The sequence below is a fragment of the Roseinatronobacter thiooxidans genome (assembly GCF_001870675.1).
Lineage (GTDB): Bacteria > Pseudomonadota > Alphaproteobacteria > Rhodobacterales > Rhodobacteraceae > Roseinatronobacter > Roseinatronobacter thiooxidans.
The window spans coordinates 103,631-124,689 of sequence record NZ_MEHT01000045.1 but is presented as its reverse complement, the minus strand read 5'-3'; the positions used below and the strand labels follow the sequence as shown (position 1 = coordinate 124,689).

The 21,059-nt window shown below is 60.6% G+C and carries 19 protein-coding genes; 18 read left to right on the top strand and 1 reads right to left on the bottom strand.

Features of this window, described 5'->3' with window-relative positions:
- Positions 1-117 precede the first annotated feature (117 nt).
- From BG455_RS14550 to BG455_RS14535, 4 genes are all read left to right on the top strand, one after another.
- Positions 118-1,122 carry an ABC transporter substrate-binding protein gene (locus tag BG455_RS14550; RefSeq protein ID WP_071470728.1) on the top strand — a complete coding sequence of 335 codons (1,005 nt, stop codon included), beginning with the start codon at positions 118-120 and terminating at the stop codon, positions 1,120-1,122.
- 53 nt (positions 1,123-1,175) lie between these two features.
- Positions 1,176-1,973 carry an ABC transporter ATP-binding protein gene (locus BG455_RS14545; protein WP_071470727.1) on the top strand — a complete coding sequence of 266 codons (798 nt, stop codon included), beginning with the start codon at positions 1,176-1,178 and terminating at the stop codon, positions 1,971-1,973.
- On the top strand, positions 1,970-2,737 hold the full coding sequence (locus BG455_RS14540; protein WP_071470726.1) for an ABC transporter permease: 768 nt from the start codon (positions 1,970-1,972) through the stop codon (positions 2,735-2,737). The genes BG455_RS14545 and BG455_RS14540 overlap by 4 nt, the downstream gene beginning before the upstream one ends.
- Positions 2,738-2,868: 131 nt before the next feature.
- Positions 2,869-3,378 carry a MarR family winged helix-turn-helix transcriptional regulator gene (locus BG455_RS14535; protein WP_071470725.1) on the top strand — a complete coding sequence of 170 codons (510 nt, stop codon included), beginning with the start codon at positions 2,869-2,871 and terminating at the stop codon, positions 3,376-3,378.
- 448 nt (positions 3,379-3,826) lie between these two features.
- Here BG455_RS14535 and BG455_RS14530 read toward each other — a convergent pair whose 3' ends face one another.
- The gene (locus BG455_RS14530; RefSeq protein WP_071470724.1) at positions 3,827-4,990 is read right to left on the bottom strand and encodes a bifunctional 2-C-methyl-D-erythritol 4-phosphate cytidylyltransferase/2-C-methyl-D-erythritol 2,4-cyclodiphosphate synthase; all 1,164 of its coding nucleotides are present in this window, start codon (positions 4,988-4,990) and stop codon (positions 3,827-3,829) included.
- A 190-nt stretch (positions 4,991-5,180) separates the two neighbouring features.
- Between BG455_RS14530 and dusB the strand changes: the two genes are divergently transcribed.
- The 14 genes from dusB (at position 5,181) to BG455_RS14460 (ending at position 21,014) form a co-directional block, all read left to right on the top strand.
- A complete protein-coding gene (dusB, locus tag BG455_RS14525; protein ID WP_084386462.1) occupies positions 5,181-6,239 on the top strand; it encodes a tRNA dihydrouridine synthase DusB in 1,059 nt (352 codons plus the stop codon).
- On the top strand, positions 6,236-7,330 hold the full coding sequence (locus BG455_RS14520; protein WP_071470723.1) for a two-component system sensor histidine kinase NtrB: 1,095 nt from the start codon (positions 6,236-6,238) through the stop codon (positions 7,328-7,330). Before dusB ends, BG455_RS14520 begins: the two co-directional genes overlap by 4 nt.
- Positions 7,330-8,721: a sigma-54-dependent transcriptional regulator gene (locus BG455_RS14515; RefSeq protein ID WP_071470722.1), complete on the top strand. Its 1,392-nt coding sequence runs from the start codon at positions 7,330-7,332 to the stop codon at positions 8,719-8,721. Before BG455_RS14520 ends, BG455_RS14515 begins: the two co-directional genes overlap by 1 nt.
- Positions 8,722-8,875: 154 nt before the next feature.
- Positions 8,876-11,131, top strand: coding sequence for a sensor histidine kinase NtrY-like (locus BG455_RS14510; protein ID WP_071470721.1), 2,256 nt, complete (start codon positions 8,876-8,878; stop codon positions 11,129-11,131).
- Positions 11,128-12,513 carry a nitrogen assimilation response regulator NtrX gene (ntrX, locus tag BG455_RS14505; protein ID WP_071470720.1) on the top strand — a complete coding sequence of 462 codons (1,386 nt, stop codon included), beginning with the start codon at positions 11,128-11,130 and terminating at the stop codon, positions 12,511-12,513. The genes BG455_RS14510 and ntrX overlap by 4 nt, the downstream gene beginning before the upstream one ends.
- 94 nt (positions 12,514-12,607) lie before the next feature.
- Positions 12,608-13,984 carry a Trk system potassium transporter TrkA gene (gene trkA, locus BG455_RS14500; protein ID WP_071470719.1) on the top strand — a complete coding sequence of 459 codons (1,377 nt, stop codon included), beginning with the start codon at positions 12,608-12,610 and terminating at the stop codon, positions 13,982-13,984.
- A 31-nt stretch (positions 13,985-14,015) separates the two neighbouring features.
- A complete protein-coding gene (locus BG455_RS14495; protein ID WP_071470718.1) occupies positions 14,016-15,524 on the top strand; it encodes a TrkH family potassium uptake protein in 1,509 nt (502 codons plus the stop codon).
- Between the two features lie 157 nt (positions 15,525-15,681).
- On the top strand, positions 15,682-15,915 hold the full coding sequence (gene hfq, locus BG455_RS14490) for an RNA chaperone Hfq (RefSeq protein WP_071470717.1): 234 nt from the start codon (positions 15,682-15,684) through the stop codon (positions 15,913-15,915).
- Positions 15,916-15,923: 8 nt separating this feature from the next.
- Positions 15,924-17,234 (top strand): GTPase HflX, encoded by a 1,311-nt coding sequence (gene hflX, locus BG455_RS14485; protein WP_071470716.1) that lies wholly within the window; start codon positions 15,924-15,926, stop codon positions 17,232-17,234.
- Positions 17,235-17,458: 224 nt separating this feature from the next.
- Complete coding sequence (locus tag BG455_RS14480) at positions 17,459-18,292, top strand: GGDEF domain-containing protein (RefSeq protein WP_071470715.1); 834 nt, start codon at positions 17,459-17,461, stop codon at positions 18,290-18,292.
- Between the two features lie 131 nt (positions 18,293-18,423).
- Positions 18,424-18,651 carry a twin-arginine translocase TatA/TatE family subunit gene (locus BG455_RS14475; RefSeq protein ID WP_071470714.1) on the top strand — a complete coding sequence of 76 codons (228 nt, stop codon included), beginning with the start codon at positions 18,424-18,426 and terminating at the stop codon, positions 18,649-18,651.
- Between the two features lie 91 nt (positions 18,652-18,742).
- Complete coding sequence (gene tatB, locus BG455_RS16985) at positions 18,743-19,267, top strand: Sec-independent protein translocase protein TatB (protein WP_084386458.1); 525 nt, start codon at positions 18,743-18,745, stop codon at positions 19,265-19,267.
- Positions 19,264-20,145, top strand: a complete 882-nt coding sequence (gene tatC / locus BG455_RS14465; RefSeq protein ID WP_071470713.1) for a twin-arginine translocase subunit TatC — start codon at positions 19,264-19,266, stop codon at positions 20,143-20,145. Before tatB ends, tatC begins: the two co-directional genes overlap by 4 nt.
- Positions 20,145-21,014, top strand: a complete 870-nt coding sequence (locus BG455_RS14460) for an ATP-binding protein (RefSeq protein ID WP_071470931.1) — start codon at positions 20,145-20,147, stop codon at positions 21,012-21,014. Before tatC ends, BG455_RS14460 begins: the two co-directional genes overlap by 1 nt.
- Positions 21,015-21,059 lie beyond the last annotated feature (45 nt).

The window sequence follows — 21,059 nt, the reverse complement described above, 5'->3', positions numbered from 1 at the left end:
GGTTGCACAAGAATGCGGCAACGGGGCCAGATGTTGTGGGGTGGAGTGTTCCAAGCCATGACACCGCCCTTTGAAGCGCTTAGGCAGATTGCCATACGTCCAACAGGAGGGATATTGATGTTTCACCGCACCGTGACTGCTGCCATAGGCTTCAGTGCTCTTGCCGTTTCAGCCCATGCCCAGACCGCGATGCCCTTCGCGCTGGATTGGCGGTTCGAGGGGCCATCGGCCCCTTATTTCGTGGCCATCGACAAAGGCTATTTCGCCGATGCAGGGCTGGAAGTCGAAGTCACCGCAGGGCAGGGCAGCCTTGATGCCATTCCGAAAGTGGCGACAGGCGCCTTTCCGGTCGGCTTTGCCGATATCAACAGCCTGATCAAGTTTCTGGACCAGAACCCCGATGCCCCCGTCATCGGTGCGATGATGGTCTATGACAAGCCACCTTTCGCCATTGTGGGCCGCAAGTCGCTTGGGATCGAGACCCCCTCGGATCTGGAAGGCCGCACCCTTGGCGCGCCGCCCCCCGATGGCGCATTTGCCCAATGGCCGATCTTTGTTGCCGAAACCGGCATTGACGAAAGCAAGGTCACGATCGAACCTGTGGGTTTCCCCACGCGCGAGCCGTCGCTGGCCGAAGGCACAGTCGATGCCGTGACAGGGTTTTCGTTCACATCATTCCTGAGCACCGCGCGCCTTGGCGTGCCTGAAGATGATCTGACCGTCATCCTGATGGCCGATCACGGGGTTGACCTGTATGGCAATGTGATCATCGTCAATACCGACTTTGCCGAAGCCAACCCAGATGCTGTCTCGGCTTTTCTGGAAGCGGTCGCCAAGGGCTGGGTTGACACTATCGCAGACCCCGCCGCCGCCATTGAAAGCCTTGTCAGCCGCAACCCCGCCATGGATTCAGAGCTGGAATTGCGCCGGCTGGAACTGGCCATGCAGGATTCGGTTGTGACCGATTGGGTCATGGAAAACGGGATGGGTATTATTGACGATGCCCGCTTCGCCAACTCGATCGAGCAGATCAAGCTGACATATGAATACCAGACAGAGCCGGATGCCAGCCTGTATTTCACAGACGCCTTCCTCCCCGAGGGTGGCTTCAAGCTCGATTAAGCTGATACAAACCAGCGCCCTTGCGGCGCTGGTTTTCTTTTTACGGGGACAGAATGCAAAACCTTATTGAAATCAAGGATGTGCGGCATGCTTACCGCACTGATGCCGGTCCGTTGCCTGTGCTGGACGGGTTAAATGTATCTGTGCCCGAAGGCGGCTTTGTCGCGGTTGTCGGCCCCTCTGGGTGCGGCAAGTCCACGCTGACGCGCCTGATCGCAGGGCTGATGAAGCCCGACCATGGCGAGGTGTGGTTGCATGGCGAACGCGTGAAAGGGCCGCGGGCCACTGTGGGCATGGCCTTTCAGAACCCCGTACTTCTGGAATGGCGCACGATTTTGAAAAACGTGCTGCTGCCGCTGGAAATCGTGCCCTCGAAACTGTCCAGAAAGCAGGCCGAAGACCGCGCGCGCTTTCTGTTGTCGCTGGTGGGGCTGGAAGGGTTTGAAGACAAGCGCCCCTCTGAATTGTCGGGCGGCATGCGCCAGCGCGCCTCGCTGTGCCGCGCGCTGATCCACCAGCCCGAAGTGTTGATCCTTGATGAACCCTTCGGCGCGCTGGATGCGTTCACCCGCGAAGACCTGTGGCAGACCATGCACCGCGTCAAGGAACGCGAACCTTTCACGGGCGTGCTGATCACGCATGACTTGCGCGAATCCATTTTCCTTGCCGATCAGGTGGTTGTTCTGTCGGGGCGGCCTGCGCGCACGCAATATGTGCTGGACATCCCCTCAAACGGGCCGCGCACGCTGGATGATCTGTATACCCCCGTTGCGGCAGAGCAGTTGAACATCCTGCGCCACCAGATCCAGATCGCCCAAGGGCGCAGCACCGCCGAGGAGGGCGCGGCATGAACAAGCATATTCGCGCCTTTGTCGTGCCGGTCATCGCGGTTGTGGTGTTTCTGGCATTCTGGGAATGGCTGGTCTGGTTCAATGGCTGGCCACGCTTCAAGATGGCGGCCCCGTCCGATTTGCCCCCCGCATTTGAGCGTCATTGGCCGCTCTTCCTGTCGATGGGCTGGCAAACGCTGTGGCGCACTGTGGTGGGGCTGTTGCTGGCGGTTTTGTTTGGCACGCTCTTGGGCATGATCATGGGGTTCTCGCGCACCATGCGCGACGCGCTTTATCCGCTGTTGGTGGGGTTCAATGCCATCCCCAAGGCCACTGTGGTGCCCATTGTCGCGCTGATGTTCGTGGGCCAGCACGATTTCAACACGGTGCTGCTGGCCTTCATGATCTCGTTCTTTCCCATCGCGGTGTCGGTCTCTATCGGGCTTTCGACGCTAGAGCCGGAATACCGCGACATCCTGCGCAGCCTTGGTGCCTCGCAAGCCACGATCTTTTGGAAAATCGCGCTGCCCAAGACCTTGCCGGAATTTTTCGGCGCGCTGAAAGTGGCAGTGACGCTGGCTTTCATCGGCACAAACCTGATGGAAATTGTCAGCCCGCACGGGCGGGGCTTGGGCGCGTTGTTTGACAGCGGGCGCACCAATTCCGATTTCCCGCTGATGTTTGCGGTGCTGATCGCCTTGGCCTTTCTCGGGATTGTTCTGTATTATATCGTCGTCGCGCTGGAGAAAATCTTTGCAGGCTGGGCCGAACGCAGTCCGGGCTGACCGGGCTTGCGTGCCCTGCACAAAGGCGCATCCGGTGACGGATAAAATTGAACATAAATGCTCTGAAACTTCTGGGCGCTTTAACGCAATCTTTGCCTGTGGCTGGCAGATTGCGGTGTTGACGCACAAGGATGGAGTGTTTTGTGAGTATTCAGCAGGAATTCGGCCCGTCACTGCGAAACGAGTTTTTGTCGCGCTATCTCGACAACCTCGCGTTGCTGGAACGGCTGCACCGCCTTATGCTCGATGTCATCAAGGACGAGTTCGAGCGGCTTGGGGTGATGACAATCAACCCTGTTCAGGCGCTGTTGCTGTTCAATATCGGGGATCACGAGGTCACCGCAGGTGAATTGAAATCGCGCGGCTATTATCAGGGATCAAACGTGTCCTATAACCTGAAAAAGCTGGTTGAACTTGGCTATATGCACCACCAGCGCTGCGCGGTTGACAAACGTTCGGTGCGGGTGCGGCTGACGCCCAAGGGGCAGGCCATTCGGGGCAAGCTGTCGGACCTGTTCGACCAGCATGCTAGGGTGCTTCAGCAAGATGAAATTCTTGATTTCGGCGCGCTGGATACTGTCGCGCGCACCCTGAAACGCATGGAGCGGTATTGGGGCGATCAGATCCGGTATATTTATTGACCCCGCCCTTATCCGACCGCGCAGGCAGCGGCATTGCGGCAGATATATGGGGCTTGCCCCGCAAACCACGGCCAGGGTGGCGCGGCTGATACGAGATGCCGCTTTGCGTGATACAGGTCAATTGTGCGGGATTGATCCGCCATTCGGCTGCATCTCTCGCGCGGAATCAAGGCCGTAGGCCGCCGCGCATCGCCGGGCCGCACCCACGGCACGGCGATTTGGCTTGGCTATGCGCGAAGCCTTGATCTTTCGCGGATTTGGCTGGCATAAAGTGCTGTAGCAGGGGCGGGGGATCGCCGCACCGCGGCCCGACGCTGCGCGGCGGGCCTGCGGCCCTTTGTTCCGCGCAAGGGATGTCTGAAAAGCCCCGTAAAGCCATCATTGCTGATCTCTTGTCAGGTAGCACCAGATTGGGGGGGCGCCGTTATCAGGGCTGCGTGGCTATGCGTCACACATCGGGCACGGTACGGCTTAGGCAGGCCGTGGCGATAGCGGCGATTCCCTCTTCGCGCCCTGTAAACCCAAGCCGCTCCGATGTTGTGGCCTTGACGCTGACACGATCCGGCGCGCAGCCCATGATGGCGGCAAGGGCTGCTTGCATCGCATCTGCATGCGGCCCTATTTTGGGGCGCTCGCACACAAGGGTGACATCGCAATTGCTAAGCTGGTAGCCGCGTTCGCGCATCAGATCGACGGCGTGGCGCAGGAAAATCTGGCTGTCTGCACCTTTCCATTGCGGATCACTGGGCGGGAAATGCCGCCCGATATCGCCTTCGGCCAGCGCGCCATAAATCGCATCTGTCAGGGCATGCATGCCCACATCGGCATCGGAATGCCCCTGAAGCGCGCGGTCATGGGGCACCAGAACCCCGCATAACCAGCACCCGTCGCCCGGACCAAAGCGGTGAACGTCATAGCCATTGCCCAGCCGAATATCCATGTCATGCCCTTGTCGTTGTGCAATCAACCGCGCGGCGCGGTCGAAATCTGCCTGATATGTCAGTTTTATATTCTCCTCGCAGCCCGGTGTCATGGCGATTTCCATGCCAGCGGCGCGCGCAATCTCGACATCATCTGCGGCCTCGCCCCTATGGGCGCGGTGGGCGGCCAGAATCGCGTTGAACTCGAAGCCCTGTGGTGTTTGCGCGCGAAACAGCCCCGCGCGGCTGACAGCTGCCGCGACCTGTCCTTCCTCACCGCGCCAAAGCGCATCGACGACAGGCAGGGCGGGGGCGGCACCCGTGGCGCGGACCAAGGCATCGCGCACATCGGCGATAACGCGGGCGCTGACTAGCGGGCGCGCGCCGTCATGGATCAGCACATGATGGGGGGCATCCTGCGCCAGCGCCTCTAGCGCTGCCCGCACTGACTCCACCCGCGTGCCCCCGCCCATGACGATCGCCACATCCGGTGCCGACAGGGCTTGCGCCTTGTCCATATCCTCGGGGTGGATCACAAGCACCAGCCGCGACAGGCCCGCTTGGCGCAAAGCCTCCAGCGTATGGGCCAGAACAACGCGGCCCGCCAGCATCCGCCACTGCTTTGGCACCCCGCTGCCCGCGCGTGTTCCGCGCCCTGCCGCGACGATGATTGCTGCACAGTCCTCGCGCATGTTTTGCCCCTTCTTTAAGTGCCTCTGCTATAAGCCGAAGCAGCCCGTGCTGACAATCCGCGCGATTGCTCAAAATAGTTGCACAAAATTTCATCATCTGATGAAATTCTCGCCAGTGGTGCTACGATGAGGTTTGCGTCACAGGCAGGGCGGGGCTAGGACAAATCACATGAGGAAGCAGGGCAGGGTAATGCAAGACGACCGCAAGATTGATCGCGCCCAGTCACACAGGGTGAAGACAGGCCAGCACCCGACATGCGGGCCATTGGCGGATCTGTCAATCGACCCGCCCGTTTTGCTGGCCCCGCTTGCAGGGATCACAGACTTGCCCTTTCGCCGCGTTGTCGCCGGTTTCGGTGCAGGGCTGGTTGTGTCGGAAATGGTGGCCAGTCAGGAAATGGTGCAGGCCAAGCCCTCGACCCGGGCAAAAGCGCGCGCGGAACTGGGGCTGGGCGAGGTGCGCACCGCCGTGCAGCTTGCAGGGCGCGACGCCTATTGGCTGGCCGAAGCCGCGCGCATGGTTGCCGATAACGGGGCCGAGATTATTGACATAAACATGGGCTGTCCGGCCAAGAAAGTCGTGGGCGGCATGTCAGGTTCCGCCCTGATGCGAGAGCCGGATCTGGCCTTGCGCCTGATTGAAGCCGTTGTAAACGCGGTGGATATTCCGGTCACCCTCAAGACGCGGCTGGGCTGGGATGATGCGTGTCTGAATGCGCCCCTGCTGGCGCAGCGCGCCGCAGAGGCGGGCGTGCGGATGGTCACAATCCACGGCCGCACGCGCTGCCAGTTCTACAAAGGTCAGGCCGATTGGGCGGCGATTGGCGAGGTTGTGCGCGCCTGTCCGGTGCCCGTCATTGCCAATGGCGATATCACCTCGTGCCGCGCGGCGCGCAAGGCCTTGGCACAGTCGGGCGCGGCTGGCGTGATGATCGGACGGGGCGCGCAGGGGCGGCCATGGCTACTGGCGCAGGTCGCGGCCGATCTGTTCGGCACACCCGCGCCCAAGACCCCCGAGGGGGCAGAGCTGGTCGCGCTGGTCAGCGCCCATTACGAGGCGATCTTGTCGTTTTATGGCAGCGCGTTTGGCCTCAAGACCGCGCGCAAGCATCTGGGCTGGTATAGCGAGGCGGCAAACGGGTGCGTCGCACTGCGCCGCAGGCTTCTGACCGCGACAGACCCGGCCGAGGTGCTGCGCCTGTTGCCCGACGCGCTGTGCCCCGTTCCAGATGTGGAGCGCGCAGCATGACACCGCCCACCACAGGAACCATCTGGGCGGCCTTGCCTGTGCCGGCCCTGATGATCGGGCAAAAGAACGGGGTTGAATGCATTGCCGATTGCAACCCTGCGGCAGAAGGGTTCCTTAGCCTGTCACGCCGCTCGGTGCTGGAGCGGCCCTTGGCACAGATCGTGCAGATCGATGCGCCGATAGAGACTGCCTTGCAGCGCTGCCGCGAAAACCGCGCGCCTGTGTTCATAAATGATGCCCCCGTGGTTCAGGGCGAGCGGCCAAGCGTGCATTGCGCGATCCAGCTGGCCTTGCTGGGCGACCGGCGCGATCTGGTCCTGATGCTGATGACCCCGCGCGAGATTGCGGGCAAGCTGGGCAAGGCAGATGGCATTCGCCATGCCGCGCGCTCTGCGATTGGCATGTCGCAAATGCTGGCGCATGAAATCAAGAACCCGCTGGCAGGCATTACAGGGGCCGCACAGCTTTTGTCGATGGGCCTGAGTGGCGAGGATCGCGCGCTGACTGACCTGATTGTGGCCGAGACCCAGCGCATCGTCAAATTGCTGGATCAGGTTGAACAATTCGGCAACCAGCGCCCCCCCGAATGCCGCGCGGTGAATATCCATGATGTTCTGGAACGGGCGCGCCGGTCTGCCGAAGTGGGCTTTGCCGCGCATATGCAGATACGCGATGCGTATGACCCGTCCTTGCCGCCGGTCTGGGCCGATGCAGACCAGCTTTTGCAGGTGTTTCTGAACCTTCTGAAGAACGCAGCCCAAGCGCAGCTTATGGGCGGGCGCATTCGCATCAAGACGTTTTTTGAACAATCCTTGCGGCTGCGCGGCTCTGGCGGGCAGGAAGTGGCCCTGCCCATCCATGTCGAGATCATAGATGACGGCCCCGGCCTGCCTTCCGAAATCGCGGATGAGGTGTTTGACCCTTTCGTGTCGGGGCGTGAAAACGGAACAGGTCTGGGGCTGGCGCTGGTGTCGAAAATCATCGCGGCCCATGACGGCTGGGTATCGGTAGACAGCAAGCCGGGCCGGACTGTCTTTCGCATTTCGCTGCCCCGCGCGCCCAAAATAACTGACAGCAAGGAGAGTCGCTGATGGACGGTACAGTTCTGGTGGCAGATGATGACCGCACAATCCGCACAGTGCTGACACAGGCACTGACGCGCGCAGGCTGCAAGGTCCATGCCACATCCAGCCTGACCACGCTGATGCGCTGGGTCGAAGAAGGGCGCGGTGATCTGGTGATCACCGATGTCATGATGCCCGATGGCAACGGGATAGAGATGATCCCCAAAATCTCGCAGGAACGCCCTGATCTGCCGGTTATCGTCATTTCGGCGCAGAATACGATCATGACTGCGATTCAGGCCAATGAAGTCAATGCGCATGACTATATGCCCAAACCCTTCGACTTGCCCGATTTGCTGAAACGGGCAGGGGCTGCGATGAAAAATCGCCGCCGCGTGTCGGTCAATGACCCGCCCGCACGCCCAAGCCCTGCACCGCGCGGCGATATGCTGAGCATGGATTCGATGCCGCTGGTCGGGCGCACGCCTGTGATGCAGGAATTATACCGGCTGATCGCGCGGGTGATCAATTCGGCCATGCCTGTCCTGATTCTGGGTGAATCCGGCACCGGAAAATCACTTATCGCGCGCACATTGCATGACTTGTCAGACCGGCGAAACCAGCCCTTTGTGTCGGCCACGGCAGAAGACCTGAACACCTTTGACGGCGCGCAAATGCTGATGTCACGCGTGCGCGGCGGCACTTTGGTGTTTGATGAAATCCTGTCTTACGACACCGATGCGCAGTTGCGCGCCGCGCGCCTGCTGGATGCCTTGCCCGAAGACGGGCCGCGCGTCATGGCCACGGCACAGGGCAATCTGACGCGCGCGCTGGCCGATGGGGCCTTGCGCGAAGACCTGTATTACCGGCTGGGGGGCGTGGTGCTGAATGTGCCCACGCTGCGCGAACGGATTGACGATCTGGAACCCTTGGCGCGGCATTTTCTGTCACAAGCCGCAGATGACGGCGCGACCCCGCGCAGCCTTGCGCCGGACGCGCTGGAAGTGGTGCGCCTGTATTCATGGCCCGGAAATGTGCGGCAGTTGCAAAACACCCTGCGCCGCCTTGGCCTGACCAGCACAGACCCGATCATTGCACGCGCCGAGATTGAGGGCGCGTTGCACAGCCAGCCCAGCGCGGTATCCGTGGGCGAGCGGTTCACTGACGAAACCCTGTCCGAGTCGGTCGCGCGGCATCTGCGCCGGTATTTCGACCTGCATGGTCAGGATTTGCCGCCACCGGGCCTGTATGGGCGCATCTTGCGCGAAGTCGAGACACCCTTGATCGAACTTGCCTTGGATGCGACAGGCGGAAATCAGGCGCGCTGCGCCGATCTGCTGGGGATCAACCGCAACACCTTGCGCAAGAAAATCACAGAACTGGATATTCCCGTGTCCCGCAGACGCAAACTGACCTGACAGAAACACACCTTGCCCAAGTGTGATTTGATGTAGAATTACCACAGGGCATGTGGCAAACTCGCCGCAATGCATCGCAGAAAAAGGGGGTAGCCCTTTGATGGAACAGATGCTGGCGGAGGGGGTGGCGCGTGCTTGAGGACAAGGATCGCCCATGCTGAAAGCGGCGATGACCCAGATCGGGGGCAGGCGCTTGTCCAACCGTGTGGCGCTGGCGCTTGTTCTGGCTGGCCCGCTGCTGGTGTTTCTGACGCTTCTGGCGCTTGGCCCTATGGGGCAGGTCTTCGATTCCCGAAGCCTGCTGTTGGTGCTGCTGGCCGACCTTGTCTATGTGCTGATTATTGCCGCACTTGTGGCGGTGCGTGTTGCGCGGCTGATTGCTGCGCGGCGATCGGATTCCGCAGGCTCGCGCTTGCATCTGCGGCTGTCTACCCTGTTTGCCACGATTGCGCTGGTGCCGACTGTGACAGTTGCGGTATTTGCCGCGCTGACGCTGAATGTGGGGCTGGAAGGGTGGTTTTCGGACAGGGTGCAGCGCGTGGTGGGCAATTCACTTGCCGCAGCCGAGGCATATCAGTTTGAACAGGAACGCGACCTGCGCACCGATACGCGCGAACTGGCCGCGTATCTGGAAACAGTGCGCCGCGTCTTCCCCCTGCTGGAAGATGGCGAATTGCGCAACCTTCTGTCCGAGGCGCAGGCGCAAATCCAGCGCGGGCTGCGCGTGGCCTTTATTGTTGATGGCGCGGGCGAGATTCGCGCGCGCGGAGAGCGCTCTTTCAGGTTCAATTTCTCGCCCCTGTCGCCCGATGACATTGCACAGGCACAAGACGGGATCGTGGTGATCCGCGATTGGCCCAATAACGAATTTCGCGCCCTTGTGGCCCTGGATAATTATTTTGACAGATACCTCTATGTCGCCAGAGAGGTGGATGGCGCTATCCTGAGCCTGCTGGATGAAACCCGAGAGACTGTTGTGTTCTATCAACAGCTTGAACGCGAACGCGGGCGGCTGCTGTTTCAGTTCGGCGCGCTGTATCTGGGCTTTGCGCTGATCCTTATTCTGGCGTCAATCTGGCTGGGGCTGAATTTTGCAGAGCGGCTGGCCCGCCCTGTCGGGCGTCTGGCCGAAGCGGCAGAACAGGTGGGCGGCGGGGATCTGGATGTGCAGGTCGAGGTGGCACGCGATGATGATGAAATCGCGCTTCTGGGGCGGGTGTTCAACCAGATGACGCGGCAGTTGAAAGGGCAGCGCGAAACGCTGCTGGAAAACAACCGCCAGATCGAGGCGCGCAGGCGTCTGTTCGATTCGGTGCTGGGGTCGGTCACTGCGGGCGTTGTGGGGCTGGATGCAGAGGGGCGTGTGGAATTCATCAACCGTGCGGCGGTTGCCATGCTGGAACTGGATGCCACTGCCAGCCCCGACGCGCCGCTGGATCATGTCGTGCCGGAATTTGCGCCGCTGCTGGATCATCTGCGCAGCACATCCGCCAATCTGGGCCGCGTGCAAGAAGAACTCAGGCTGTCGCGCTCGGGCCGTCTGGAAACGCTGCTTGTGCGCATGGCCGAACGCCGCCGCAGCGACGGGCAGCTGGAAGGGTATGTCGTGGCCTTTGATGATGTGAGCGAGCTGGTCTCGGCGCAGCGCATGGCCGCATGGGGCGATGTGGCGCGGCGCATCGCGCATGAAATCAAGAACCCGCTCACCCCGATCCAGCTTTCGGCAGAACGGATAGAGCGGAAATTCGCGCGCAAGCTGGATGGGGCAGATGCTGAAAGCCTGTCCCAGCTTACTGCGGTAATTGTACGCCAGACCAATGACTTGCGCCGCATTGTTGATGAATTCTCGCGCTTTGCGCGCATGCCCGAACCGGACCGCCGCCCGCATGATCTGACAACGATTTTGCGCGATTGCGCGCTGTTGCAGGAAAGCGGGCAGCCCGATGTGCGGTTTCACTCGGACCTGCCCGATGCGCCCGTGATCGTAGAGGTGGACGAGACGATGATGGCGCAAGCCTTTACCAATTTGATTAAGAATGCAGGAGAAGCCATTGAAAGCCGTATTGAAAATGAAAACCACGGGGCGTTTGTGCCTGAAATCCGCCTGTGGTTCGAGGCGCGCGAAACTGACCTGCACATCACCATTTCCGATAATGGTGTGGGCCTGCCCGAAGACCGCGCGCGCCTGTTTGAACCCTATGTGACCACGCGCGCGGCAGGCACAGGGCTGGGCCTGTCGATTGTGCGCAAGATTATAGAAGAGCATGGCGGCACCTTGCGTCTGGAAGATGCCGCCGTTTTTGATGGCGATGTGCATGCAGGCGCGATGGCCGTGATCCGCCTGCCACGCCTGACCCCCCAACAGATGAGCGGGCAAGACATGACCAAATTGGCGAGTACTGACGCATGAGTGATATTCTTATTGTCGATGACGAGCGCGATATCCGCGAGTTGATCTCTGATATTCTAGAGGATGAGGGCTTTACCACCCGACGCGCCGCCAATTCCGACGAGGCGATGGCGCAGGTGAATGCCAACCCGCCCGCATTGATGGTGCTCGATATCTGGCTGAAAGACAGCAAGATGGATGGCATCGATATTCTGATGACGGTCAAACGCTCGAACCCCGATATTCCCATTGTCATCATCTCGGGGCATGGCAATGTTGAAATCGCGGTCGCTGCGATCAAGCAAGGCGCGTATGACTTCATTGAAAAGCCGTTCAACATTGACAAGCTGATGGTCGTCATCTCGCGCGCGATGGAGGCATCGCGCCTGCGGCGTGAAAACATGGTTCTGCGGCGGCGCGACACCAACAGCACCCAGATGCTGGGCGAAAGCCATGCCTACCGCACCATGTGCGCACAGCTGGAAAAGGTGACAGGGTCCAATGCGCGGGTCATGTTCACCGGCCCTGCGGGCAGCGGCAAGGAAGCGGCGGCGCGCTTCGTGCATGAACATTCCGACCGCGCGACCAGCCCCTTTGTCTGCGTCTCGGCCGCCACGATCGAGCCAGAGCGCATGGAGGAAGTCCTGTTTGGCCGCGAAAGTTCCGAGCGCGGCGTCGAGCCGGGCTTGCTGGAACAGGCGCATGGCGGGGTGGTCTATCTGGATGAAGTGGCCGATATGCCCATGGGCACCCAGTCCAAAATCTTGCGCGTGCTGGTCGAGCAGCAATTCACCCGTGTGGGCGGCGCGGACAAGGTACGGGTTGATCTGCGCGTCATGAGTGCCACCAGTCAGGATTTGCCCAGTCGCGTGCGCGACGGGCTGTTCCGGCAGGAATTGTTCGACCGGCTGAGTGTGGTGCCGATTCCGGTGCCCGGTCTGGAAGACCGCCGCGAGGATATTCCGCTTCTGGCCGAACATTTCATGGAAGAGTTGCACCGCACGCAGGGTCTTGCCAAGCGCGCCCTGTCAGATGCCGCATGCGCGCATTTGCAAGCAATGCGCTGGCCCGGCAATATCCGCCAGCTGCGCAACGTGATCGAGCGGGCGATGATTCTGGGCGATGCGGGCCGCGCCATCGACATCCGCGATCTGCAAACCGAAACCCCTGCCGAAGGCGATGACGCAGATCCCAAGCTGGTGCTGTCCGGCAGCCTGACCACATTGCCGCTGCGCGAAGCGCGCGAATTGTTCGAGCGTGAGTATCTGCTGTCGCAGATCAAGCGCTTTGGCGGCAATATCAGCCGCACGGCGTCTTTTGTGGGCATGGAACGCTCGGCGCTGCACCGCAAGTTGAAATCGCTGGGTGTGAACACGGCCAAACTGTCCGAGATGAAGGGCTAAGCGCAGGAGGCAGGCACCAAAGGCTTGAACATATGCCGCCGTGCTGACACATCAGGCTAGGGCGCGCTGCCCCGGATAAAGGAATGATGACGCCATGAAGGTTATTGTCTGCGGGGCAGGGCAGGTGGGTTGGCAAATTGCGCGCCACCTGTCCAGTGAACGCAACGATGTGACGCTTGTGGACAGCAAGCCAGAACTGGTGCGCCGCGCAACCGATGCGCTGGATGTGCAAGGCATCGTGGGCTTTGCCAGCCATCCCAACATTCTGGAACAGGCCGGCGCGCGGGATGCCGATATGGTCATCGCCGCCACCTATTCGGACGAGGTGAACATGGTCACCTGTCAGGTTGCGCATTCGGTCTTTGGCGTTACCCGCAAAATCGCGCGCCTGCGCGAACAATCCTATCTGGACCCGCGCTATTCCGACCTGTTCCGGCGCGAGCATATGCCCATCGATGTCATCATCAGCCCCGAGCGCGAGGTGTCGCAGGCCGCGTTGAAGCGCGTGGCCTACCCCGAGGCATTTGATGTGCAGGAGTATTTTCAGGGCAAGGCGCTGCTGATCGGCTTGGCGCTGGATGCAGATTGCGCGGTTCTGAACACATCATTGCGCCAGTTGTCGGACCTGTTTCCGACATTGCGAATCATGGTGGCAGGCGTGCGGCGCGGCAAGCGGCTGTTTGCCCCTGAACCCGAAGACCAGCTTTATGCGGGCGACCAGATCTATGTGCTGGTCGATGCCCGCGATGTGATCCGCGCTTTCGAGGTGTTTGGCAAAGCCCCCGCCCGTCAGGAACGCGTCCTGGTGATCGGGGGCGGCAATGTCGGGCTGTCGGTGGCGCGGGCACTGGAAAACCAGCCCGTGCGCGTGCGCGTCAAGGTGATCGAGCGCGACCGCGCCCGCGCCGAGGCCGCGGCCGACGGGCTGGAACGCTCTATCGTGCTGCATGGCGATGGCATGGATGCCAACCTGCTGGACGAGGCGGGCATCGGCAAGATTGATTCGGTGTTGTTGCTGACCGATGACGACCGGACCAATCTGCTGGCGGCGGTGCGCGCCAAGTCTCTTGGGGCGACGCAAGCCATCTCGCTGATCAATGACCCCGGCATGGTCTCGCTTGCCGGTGCGATGGGGATTGACGCGCATATCAACCCGCGCGCCTTGACGGTGTCTTCGATCCTGCGCCATGTGCGGCACGGGCGCGTGCGCTCGGTCTATCTGCTGGGCGACCGAGAGGCAGAGGTGATCGAAGCGCAGGTTCTGTCCACATCGCAATTGTCGAATGCACGCGTGCGCGACATAGCCTTTCCCGAAGGGGCCTTGCTGATCGGGGTGTCGCGCAAGGGCGAGTTTTTGCGCCCCAATGGCGACATGGTGCTGCGCGAAGGCGATCTGGTGGTGATCTTCTCGCTGACAGGGGATGTGCCGAAAGTCGATGAATTGCTACAGGTCGCGGTCGAATTCTTCTGACCGCCCGCGCACCCGCGAGAGAGAGGCACTGATGCCACGCAGATCGCATGGAGTCGTGATCATGGTAACCCTGATGGGGGTGACGGCGCTGGCCATGCTGTTGCCTGCGGCAGTGGGTTTTACGCTGCGCGAACATGCACTGGCGCGCGCGTTTCTGTATTCTGCGGGGCTGCTGGCCAGTGTGACGGGGCTGGTCTATCTTGCCAGCCGCTCTGGCCCTGTGGTGGCTGCGGGCGGCGCGCATCCGTTCTATTACCTGACATTTGCCTATCTGTTCCTGCCAGTGCTGATGGCGATCCCGCTGACCGAAGCGGTGCCCGGTATCCGGTTTATCGATGCATGGTTTGAAATGCTGTCTGCCTTCACCACCACAGGGGCCAGCGTGCTGGAGGGCGAGGGCACGCGCAGCCTGCATTTGTGGCGCGCGACAGTGGCATGGGGGGGCGGGCTGTTCCTTATGGTGGTGGCGATTGCGCTGCTGGCACCGCTTAATCTGGGCGGGTTCGAGTTGTTTCGCAACCGCTCTGGCGCGGTGGGGGCTTCTTCGGCATGGGGCGAGGTGCACCAGCCCACGCGGATCGATGAAAGCTATGATGACAAGACCTTGCCGCGCATGGCCGACCAGCTTCGGGTGATTGCGCCGGTCTATGTGGGGGTGACGCTGCTGTTATGGGTGGCCTTGTCCATTGCAGGCAATCCGCCCATCATCGCGTTGATGCTGGCCATGTCCACGCTGTCCACCTCTGGCATCGCGCCGGACGGGGCGCTTAGCGGCATTGCATCCGAAATGTTGATCGCTGTGTTTCTGGTTCTGGCACTCAGCCGCAGGCTGTGGCCGGGCGCGCGCGGCATGCAGCAGGGGCAGGGGCCATATTGGCGCGACCCCGAATTGTTGCTGGCTGGGGCTGTCTTGCTGGTCATCTTTGTGGCGCTTGTGCTGCGTGCGATATTGCTGCCGCAGGCGGGAGGGCCGGGCGCGCAACTTGCAATGATCTGGGGGCATGTCTTTACCAGCCTGTCTTTCCTTAGCACGACAGGATTTATCAGCGAGGTGGGCGGCGGCGTTGCGTCGGTCTTCCCCGGCGCGGCTGGTATCGTGATGCTGGGCTTGGTCATTCTGGGCGGGGGGGTGGCCACCACGGCAGGCGGGTTGAAACTGATGCGCGTCTTTGCGCTTGCATGGCAGGCCCGGCGCGAAGTGTCGAAACTTGTCTACCCTGAAAGTGTCGGCGGGGATGGCCCGCGCTTGCGCAGCCTGCGCCGCGAAGGGGCGTTTTCAGCATGGTTGTTCCTGATGATCTTCATCTTCTCGCTGACTGCGCTGACCGCGCTGCTGACCCTGACAGGGCTGGGACTGGAGGAGTCTGTGATCTTCTCTGTCGCTGCGCTGACAACAACAGGCCCATTGGCCCAGATCGGCGGGCCAGAGCCGCTATTGTGGTCGGCCCTGGGCGACATTGGCAAGCTGGTGCTGGCCTTTGGCATGCTGTTGGGGCGGCTGGAACTGTTGCTTCTGCTGTCGGTCTTCTGGCGCCGCTAGACCCGCCAGACACGCCTTGATTGAAATAAAATTTCACTTGTGTCGAAATTTATCAGGTTTCAGGGCTGGAAGTTTTCCGAATCGCGCCCCATAATCAATACATAGGGAGATAGGCTCTCTGCGTAAATCAAACACGCCCTGACAAAAAGGCAAGCGCATGGCCAGTGACAAACAAAACCTGCAAGATGCATTTCTGAACCATGTCCGCAAGAACAAGGTTCCTGTGACAGTATTCCTGATTAACGGGGTCAAGCTGCAAGGTGTGATTACCTGGTTTGACAATTTCTGCGTGCTGCTGCGCCGCGATGGGCAAAGCCAGCTTGTGTACAAGCACGCCATTTCAACCATCATGCCGGGGCAGCCGATTTCGCTGTACGAGGGTGAAGGCTGATTTTACCCATGCCCTCTGAACCTTCGGGCGGTGGCATTGACACGGGGGAGAAACCCACCCGTGCGATGGTGCTGCATCCTGAAATAAAATCGCAGGTGCGTGTGCGTGACCCCGAATTGGCATTGGCCGAAGCGGTATCGCTTGCGCATGCCCTGCCGGGGCTGGATGTGGTGGATGACCGCATCGTGCGCCTGCCCAAGGGCCATCCCGGCATGCTGTTCGGATCAGGCAAGGTCGAGGAGTTGGGAGAGGTCATCTCTCAGGCCGAGATTGACCTTGTGCTGATTGATGGTCCTGTCACACCTGTGCAACAGCGCAATCTGGAACGGGCATGGAAGGTCAAACTGCTGGACCGCACCGGCCTGATTCTTGAAATTTTCGCCGACCGCGCGCGCACCCGCGAAGGGGTGTTGCAGGTGGAGCTGGCCGCGCTGAGTTATCAGCGCACCCGCCTTGTGCGGGCATGGACCCATCTGGAACGCCAGCGCGGTGGGCTTGGCTTTGTCGGCGGTCCGGGCGAGACACAGATCGAGGCAGACCGCCGCGCCATTGACATGCAGATGGTGCGCTTGCGCAGGCAGCTTGCCAAAGTGACGCGCACACGCGAATTGCACCGCGCCGCGCGGCGCAAGGTGCCGTTCCCTGTAGTGGCACTGGTGGGCTATACCAATGCGGGAAAATCCACGCTGTTCAACCGCCTGACAGGGGCCGAGGTGCTGGCCAAGGACATGTTGTTTGCAACGCTTGACCCCACCATGCGCGCAGTGCGCCTGCCCACCGGCAAGGATGTGATCCTGTCCGATACTGTGGGCTTCATCTCGGACCTGCCCACGCAGCTGATCGCCGCCTTCCGCGCCACGCTGGAAGAGGTGCTAGAGGCCGATCTGATCGTGCATGTCCGCGACATCGCCCACCCCGAGACAGAAGAACAGGCGCGCAATGTGCGCGATATTCTGGCGGATCTGGGGGTCGGGGCGCAGACGCGCCAGATTGCGCTGTGGAACAAGGCCGATCTGCTGCCACAGGCGCAGCATGCCGCCTTGGTGGAACGGGCGCAGATGGAAAAAGATGTCTATCTGGGGTCGTCGGTCACGGGCGAAGGGCTGGAGGCTTTTTTCACCGCCCTGACCGAACAGCTGGACGATACCCGATATATGTCGGAGCTGCATCTGAGTTTCGCGCAGGGCCGCGCGCGGGCATGGCTGTTCTCTCAGGGGGTGGTTGAAGACGAACAGCAAGACGCGCAGGGCTATACGCTGCATGTGAACTGGACAGACAAGCAAAAGCAACAGTTCAGGTCACTGCTGGACACAGAGTGACGCCTGACCGCGCGGGGTGCCTTGCGGGCAGGCTGCGACAGTCGGGGCAAAAATGGGGCATGTCGGGCGCAGTGTTGCGCTTGGGGCGTTAACCTTGCCCTAACTATGTGCCGAGTCTGGCCCATAAATCGCCATAATTAAATTCTAATTAAGAACCTGCGCGGATCAAACACATCCGCGCGTTTAAATGCATAGATTTTTCGGTAACAAGCGAGACGCATGACATGGCTTATGATTTACCTTCGCAAGCTGCATCCGGGAACGATCAATCCTTCGCTGCTCCTGAATCGGTGAACGAGCAATATGATACGATCTTTTACCTCGTCCGTCAGACCACGGGCGCAAGCCATGTCAATATCCAGTTCGATGGCGCACCGATGCAACCTGTGCCTGCCGGTCTGGCCTGCATTCAGGCACCGCTTGTCCATCAGGGCCGCCGCGTCGGTGTTTTGCGCGCCTATGCGCAGGATTTCGAATCCGGTGCCGCCCATATGCTTGCGGGCTTTGCTGTGCTTGCGGCAGAACACCATGCGTTGTGGTCGGTTGCGCATTGCGACATGCTGACCCGCGCCTTGACGCGCCGCGCCTTCATGGCCGATCTGGGGCGCGCGGTTGCAACATGGGCGCGCAGTGGGGTGTCCTGCTCGCTTGTGGTGTTTGACCTCGACCATTTCAAAAAGATCAATGACACTCACGGGCATGCCGCGGGTGATGCGGTTTTGCGTGCGGTGGCGCATGTGGTCCAGTCGGAATTGCGGCCCTGTGACAGGCTGGGCCGCTTGGGCGGCGAGGAATTCGGCGTTATCCTGCTGGCAGATGCAGAATCAGCGATGGAAATCGCCGAGCGGCTGCGCGCGGTCATCGAAGGCACAATCGTGCGCGATTTCCCCGCCATCGAGTTTACAGCAAGCTTGGGCGTGGCAACCTGTTCGGCCCAGACCGCAACGCGCGATGCGCTGATGTCGGCGGCGGACGAGTATCTTTACAAAGCCAAAGAGTCTGGCCGCAATCGCGTGATTGGCCCCATATTGGCAGATGTGCACCAGCTTTGGGACTAATGATGTCCCTGCCGCGCACAGGAAATTGTCCTGATTCTGAATTTGGGGCTTTGAACTGGCGTCGATAATCCATAAATGGAATGCGTATGACTGCGCAGTCCTGTTGGCTGTCGCGGCAGAGGGAGACACTCATGCTAAACAATATCGGGCCTGCTGGCTTTATTATCATTGCGGTTGTCGTGCTTGTGCTTTTCGGTCGCGGCAAAGTGAGCGCGCTGATGGGCGAGGTGGGCAAAGGCATCACGTCGTTCAAGAAGGGCATCAAAGAAGGCTCGGACGAGATCGAGAAATCCCAAGATGACCAGACTCTGAAATCCGCGCGTGATGTCACCCCCGAAAATGACAAGGACAAGGTCTGAACCAGTCTTTCCCTGAACCTGTCAGGGGGGGCGCTCATGGTGCAGATATGGACTGTCGTAAACCTGAATAATCAGGTGCAAAGGGGATGTGATGTTTGATCTCGGCTGGACAGAGCTGCTGGTGATAGGCATCGTGGCATTGATTGTGGTAGGCCCAAAAGACCTGCCCAAGATGTTTCGCACGCTTGGACAGTTCACGGCCAAGGCCAGATCCATGGCGCGCGAATTTCAGCGCGCAATGGACGATGCAGCCGATTCGACAGGCGTCAAGGATGTTGCACGCGACCTGCGCAAGGCCACCGACCCCAAAAGCATGGGGCTGGACGAGGTGAACAAGCTGCGCAACTGGGACCCTTTGAAGGATTCGGATGCAAAGGGAAAACCGGCCAAACCTGCGGCTGGCAAGCCCGCCGCGACAAGCGCTGATGACGACGAAGAGGCGATGGACCGCATTGCCGCCGAAATGGACAGCCTGCGCAAGGACCGCGCGCCAAAGCCCGCGCCCGCTGACACCCCTGAAAAAGATGCGCACCACGCCCCCGCCCCGAAGCCGCAGGATGCACCGACCCCCTCGGACAGGCCGCGCGATGATGCACCGGACAAGAGCAAAGCATGAGCACATCCAACCCGCGTGACGAGATCGACGACCAGGGCGCACCGCTGATCGAGCATCTGGCGGAATTGCGCAATCGTCTGATCAAGTCGGTTTTCGCTTTCGTTGTGGGCATGGTGCTGTGCTTTACAGTCGCCACGCCCATCTTCAACTTTCTGACCGCCCCGTTATGTGATGCGCTGTCATCGCGTGGGCAGGATTGCGACCTGATCTTCATCAGCCCGCAAGAAGGGTTTTTCGTGGCGATCAAAGTGTCGCTTCTGGGCGGGTTCATGCTGTCTTTCCCTGTCATCGCGGGCCAGATGTGGCGCTTCGTGGCCCCCGGCCTGTACCGGTCAGAAAAGAACGCCTTTTTGCCGTTTCTTGTCGCCTCTCCCTTCATGTTCTTTCTGGGCGCGTCTTTCGCCTTCTATGTGGTCACACCACTGGCCTATAACTTTTTCCTTGGGTTCCAGCAGTTTGGCAGCGGCGGCGAAGTGGTCGAAGGGGTTACCGGCGCGGCACCCTTGTCAGTTGTGTTCCAAGGCTCTGCGCAGGAATATCTGAACCTGACGATCAAGTTTATCGTGGCGTTTGGTCTGTGCTTTCAGTTGCCGGTATTGCTGACATTGATGGGCAAGGCAGGTCTTGTCTCCGAAGCCGGCCTGCGCGCGGGGCGCAAATGGGCGATTGTGGGCATTCTGACACTGGCAGCGCTGGTCACCCCGCCGGATGTGATCACGCAGGTTATCTTGTTCGCTGTGGTTTATGGCCTGTATGAAATCTCGATCCGTCTGGTCGGCTATGTCGAGCGCAAACGCAACGAGGAATTGCGCCGCGAAGGTTTGCTGGATGACGAGGAAGAAGAGATTTTCCGCGACGAGATGGAGGACGAGAAATGATGTCGCGGGCCGAGCAGGGTTTCACCTCTGAAGACGCATTGCACCGCATTGCCGAGGCGCTTGAGCGCCTCTCGCCGCCCGCAGCGCCTGCGCCGGACGTGAGCGCGGCGCAAGCCTTTGTCTGGCATGTCTCGCCCGATCATCTGCAACCCGTGCCGCAAGTGAACCGCGTGGCGCTTGACCTGCTGGTGGGGATTGGGCGCGCGCGCGACACGCTGTTGGCAAATAGCTTGCAATTTGCCAAAGGGTTGCCCGCGAATAACGCGCTGTTATGGGGTGCGCGGGGGATGGGCAAATCCTCGCTGGTCAAGGCTGTGCATGCGCGCGTGCTGGAACTGGAACCCGACAGCGCGCTGAAGCTGGTGGAAATCCAGCGCGAAGACCTGCCCTCGATCGCGCGGTTGATGGGGCATTTGCGCAGATCATCGGCGCGGTTCATCCTGTTTTGCGATGATCTGTCCTTCAGCCATGACGACCAGCATTACAAATCCCTCAAGGCGGTGCTGGATGGCGGGGTCGAAGGGCGGCCCGACAACGTGGTGCTGTACGCCACCTCGAACCGGCGGCACCTTATGCCGCGCGACATGATCGAGAATGAACGCTCCAGCGCGATTTCCCCGTCAGAAGCGGTCGAAGAGAAAGTCTCTCTGTCCGACCGCTTTGGGCTGTGGCTGGGCTTTCACCCATGTGGGCAGGACGAATACCTTGCCATGATCGAAGGCTATTGTGCGGCTTATGGCCTGCGCATCGCGGCAGATCGTCTGCGCGCCGAGGCGATCGAGTGGCAGGCCACACGCGGCAGCCGGTCTGGGCGCGTGGCGTGGCAATTCTTCACCGATCTTGCAGGGCGCGAAGGTGTGCGCCTGTAGACGGGTGCGGATGCAAACTTTGTCCGCATGCGGCATTTTTGCATC

Coding starts and splice junctions, on each gene's coding strand:
- BG455_RS14550 (WP_071470728.1), top strand. CDS start 118: ATGTTTCACCGCACCGTGACTGCTGCCATAGGCTTCAGTGCTCTTGCC.
- BG455_RS14545 (WP_071470727.1), top strand. CDS start 1,176: ATGCAAAACCTTATTGAAATCAAGGATGTGCGGCATGCTTACCGCACT.
- BG455_RS14540 (WP_071470726.1), top strand. CDS start 1,970: ATGAACAAGCATATTCGCGCCTTTGTCGTGCCGGTCATCGCGGTTGTG.
- BG455_RS14535 (WP_071470725.1), top strand. CDS start 2,869: ATGGAGTGTTTTGTGAGTATTCAGCAGGAATTCGGCCCGTCACTGCGA.
- BG455_RS14530 (WP_071470724.1), bottom strand. CDS start 4,990: ATGCGCGAGGACTGTGCAGCAATCATCGTCGCGGCAGGGCGCGGAACA.
- dusB (WP_084386462.1), top strand. CDS start 5,181: ATGCAAGACGACCGCAAGATTGATCGCGCCCAGTCACACAGGGTGAAG.
- BG455_RS14520 (WP_071470723.1), top strand. CDS start 6,236: ATGACACCGCCCACCACAGGAACCATCTGGGCGGCCTTGCCTGTGCCG.
- BG455_RS14515 (WP_071470722.1), top strand. CDS start 7,330: ATGGACGGTACAGTTCTGGTGGCAGATGATGACCGCACAATCCGCACA.
- BG455_RS14510 (WP_071470721.1), top strand. CDS start 8,876: ATGCTGAAAGCGGCGATGACCCAGATCGGGGGCAGGCGCTTGTCCAAC.
- ntrX (WP_071470720.1), top strand. CDS start 11,128: ATGAGTGATATTCTTATTGTCGATGACGAGCGCGATATCCGCGAGTTG.
- trkA (WP_071470719.1), top strand. CDS start 12,608: ATGAAGGTTATTGTCTGCGGGGCAGGGCAGGTGGGTTGGCAAATTGCG.
- BG455_RS14495 (WP_071470718.1), top strand. CDS start 14,016: ATGCCACGCAGATCGCATGGAGTCGTGATCATGGTAACCCTGATGGGG.
- hfq (WP_071470717.1), top strand. CDS start 15,682: ATGGCCAGTGACAAACAAAACCTGCAAGATGCATTTCTGAACCATGTC.
- hflX (WP_071470716.1), top strand. CDS start 15,924: ATGCCCTCTGAACCTTCGGGCGGTGGCATTGACACGGGGGAGAAACCC.
- BG455_RS14480 (WP_071470715.1), top strand. CDS start 17,459: ATGGCTTATGATTTACCTTCGCAAGCTGCATCCGGGAACGATCAATCC.
- BG455_RS14475 (WP_071470714.1), top strand. CDS start 18,424: ATGCTAAACAATATCGGGCCTGCTGGCTTTATTATCATTGCGGTTGTC.
- tatB (WP_084386458.1), top strand. CDS start 18,743: ATGTTTGATCTCGGCTGGACAGAGCTGCTGGTGATAGGCATCGTGGCA.
- tatC (WP_071470713.1), top strand. CDS start 19,264: ATGAGCACATCCAACCCGCGTGACGAGATCGACGACCAGGGCGCACCG.
- BG455_RS14460 (WP_071470931.1), top strand. CDS start 20,145: ATGTCGCGGGCCGAGCAGGGTTTCACCTCTGAAGACGCATTGCACCGC.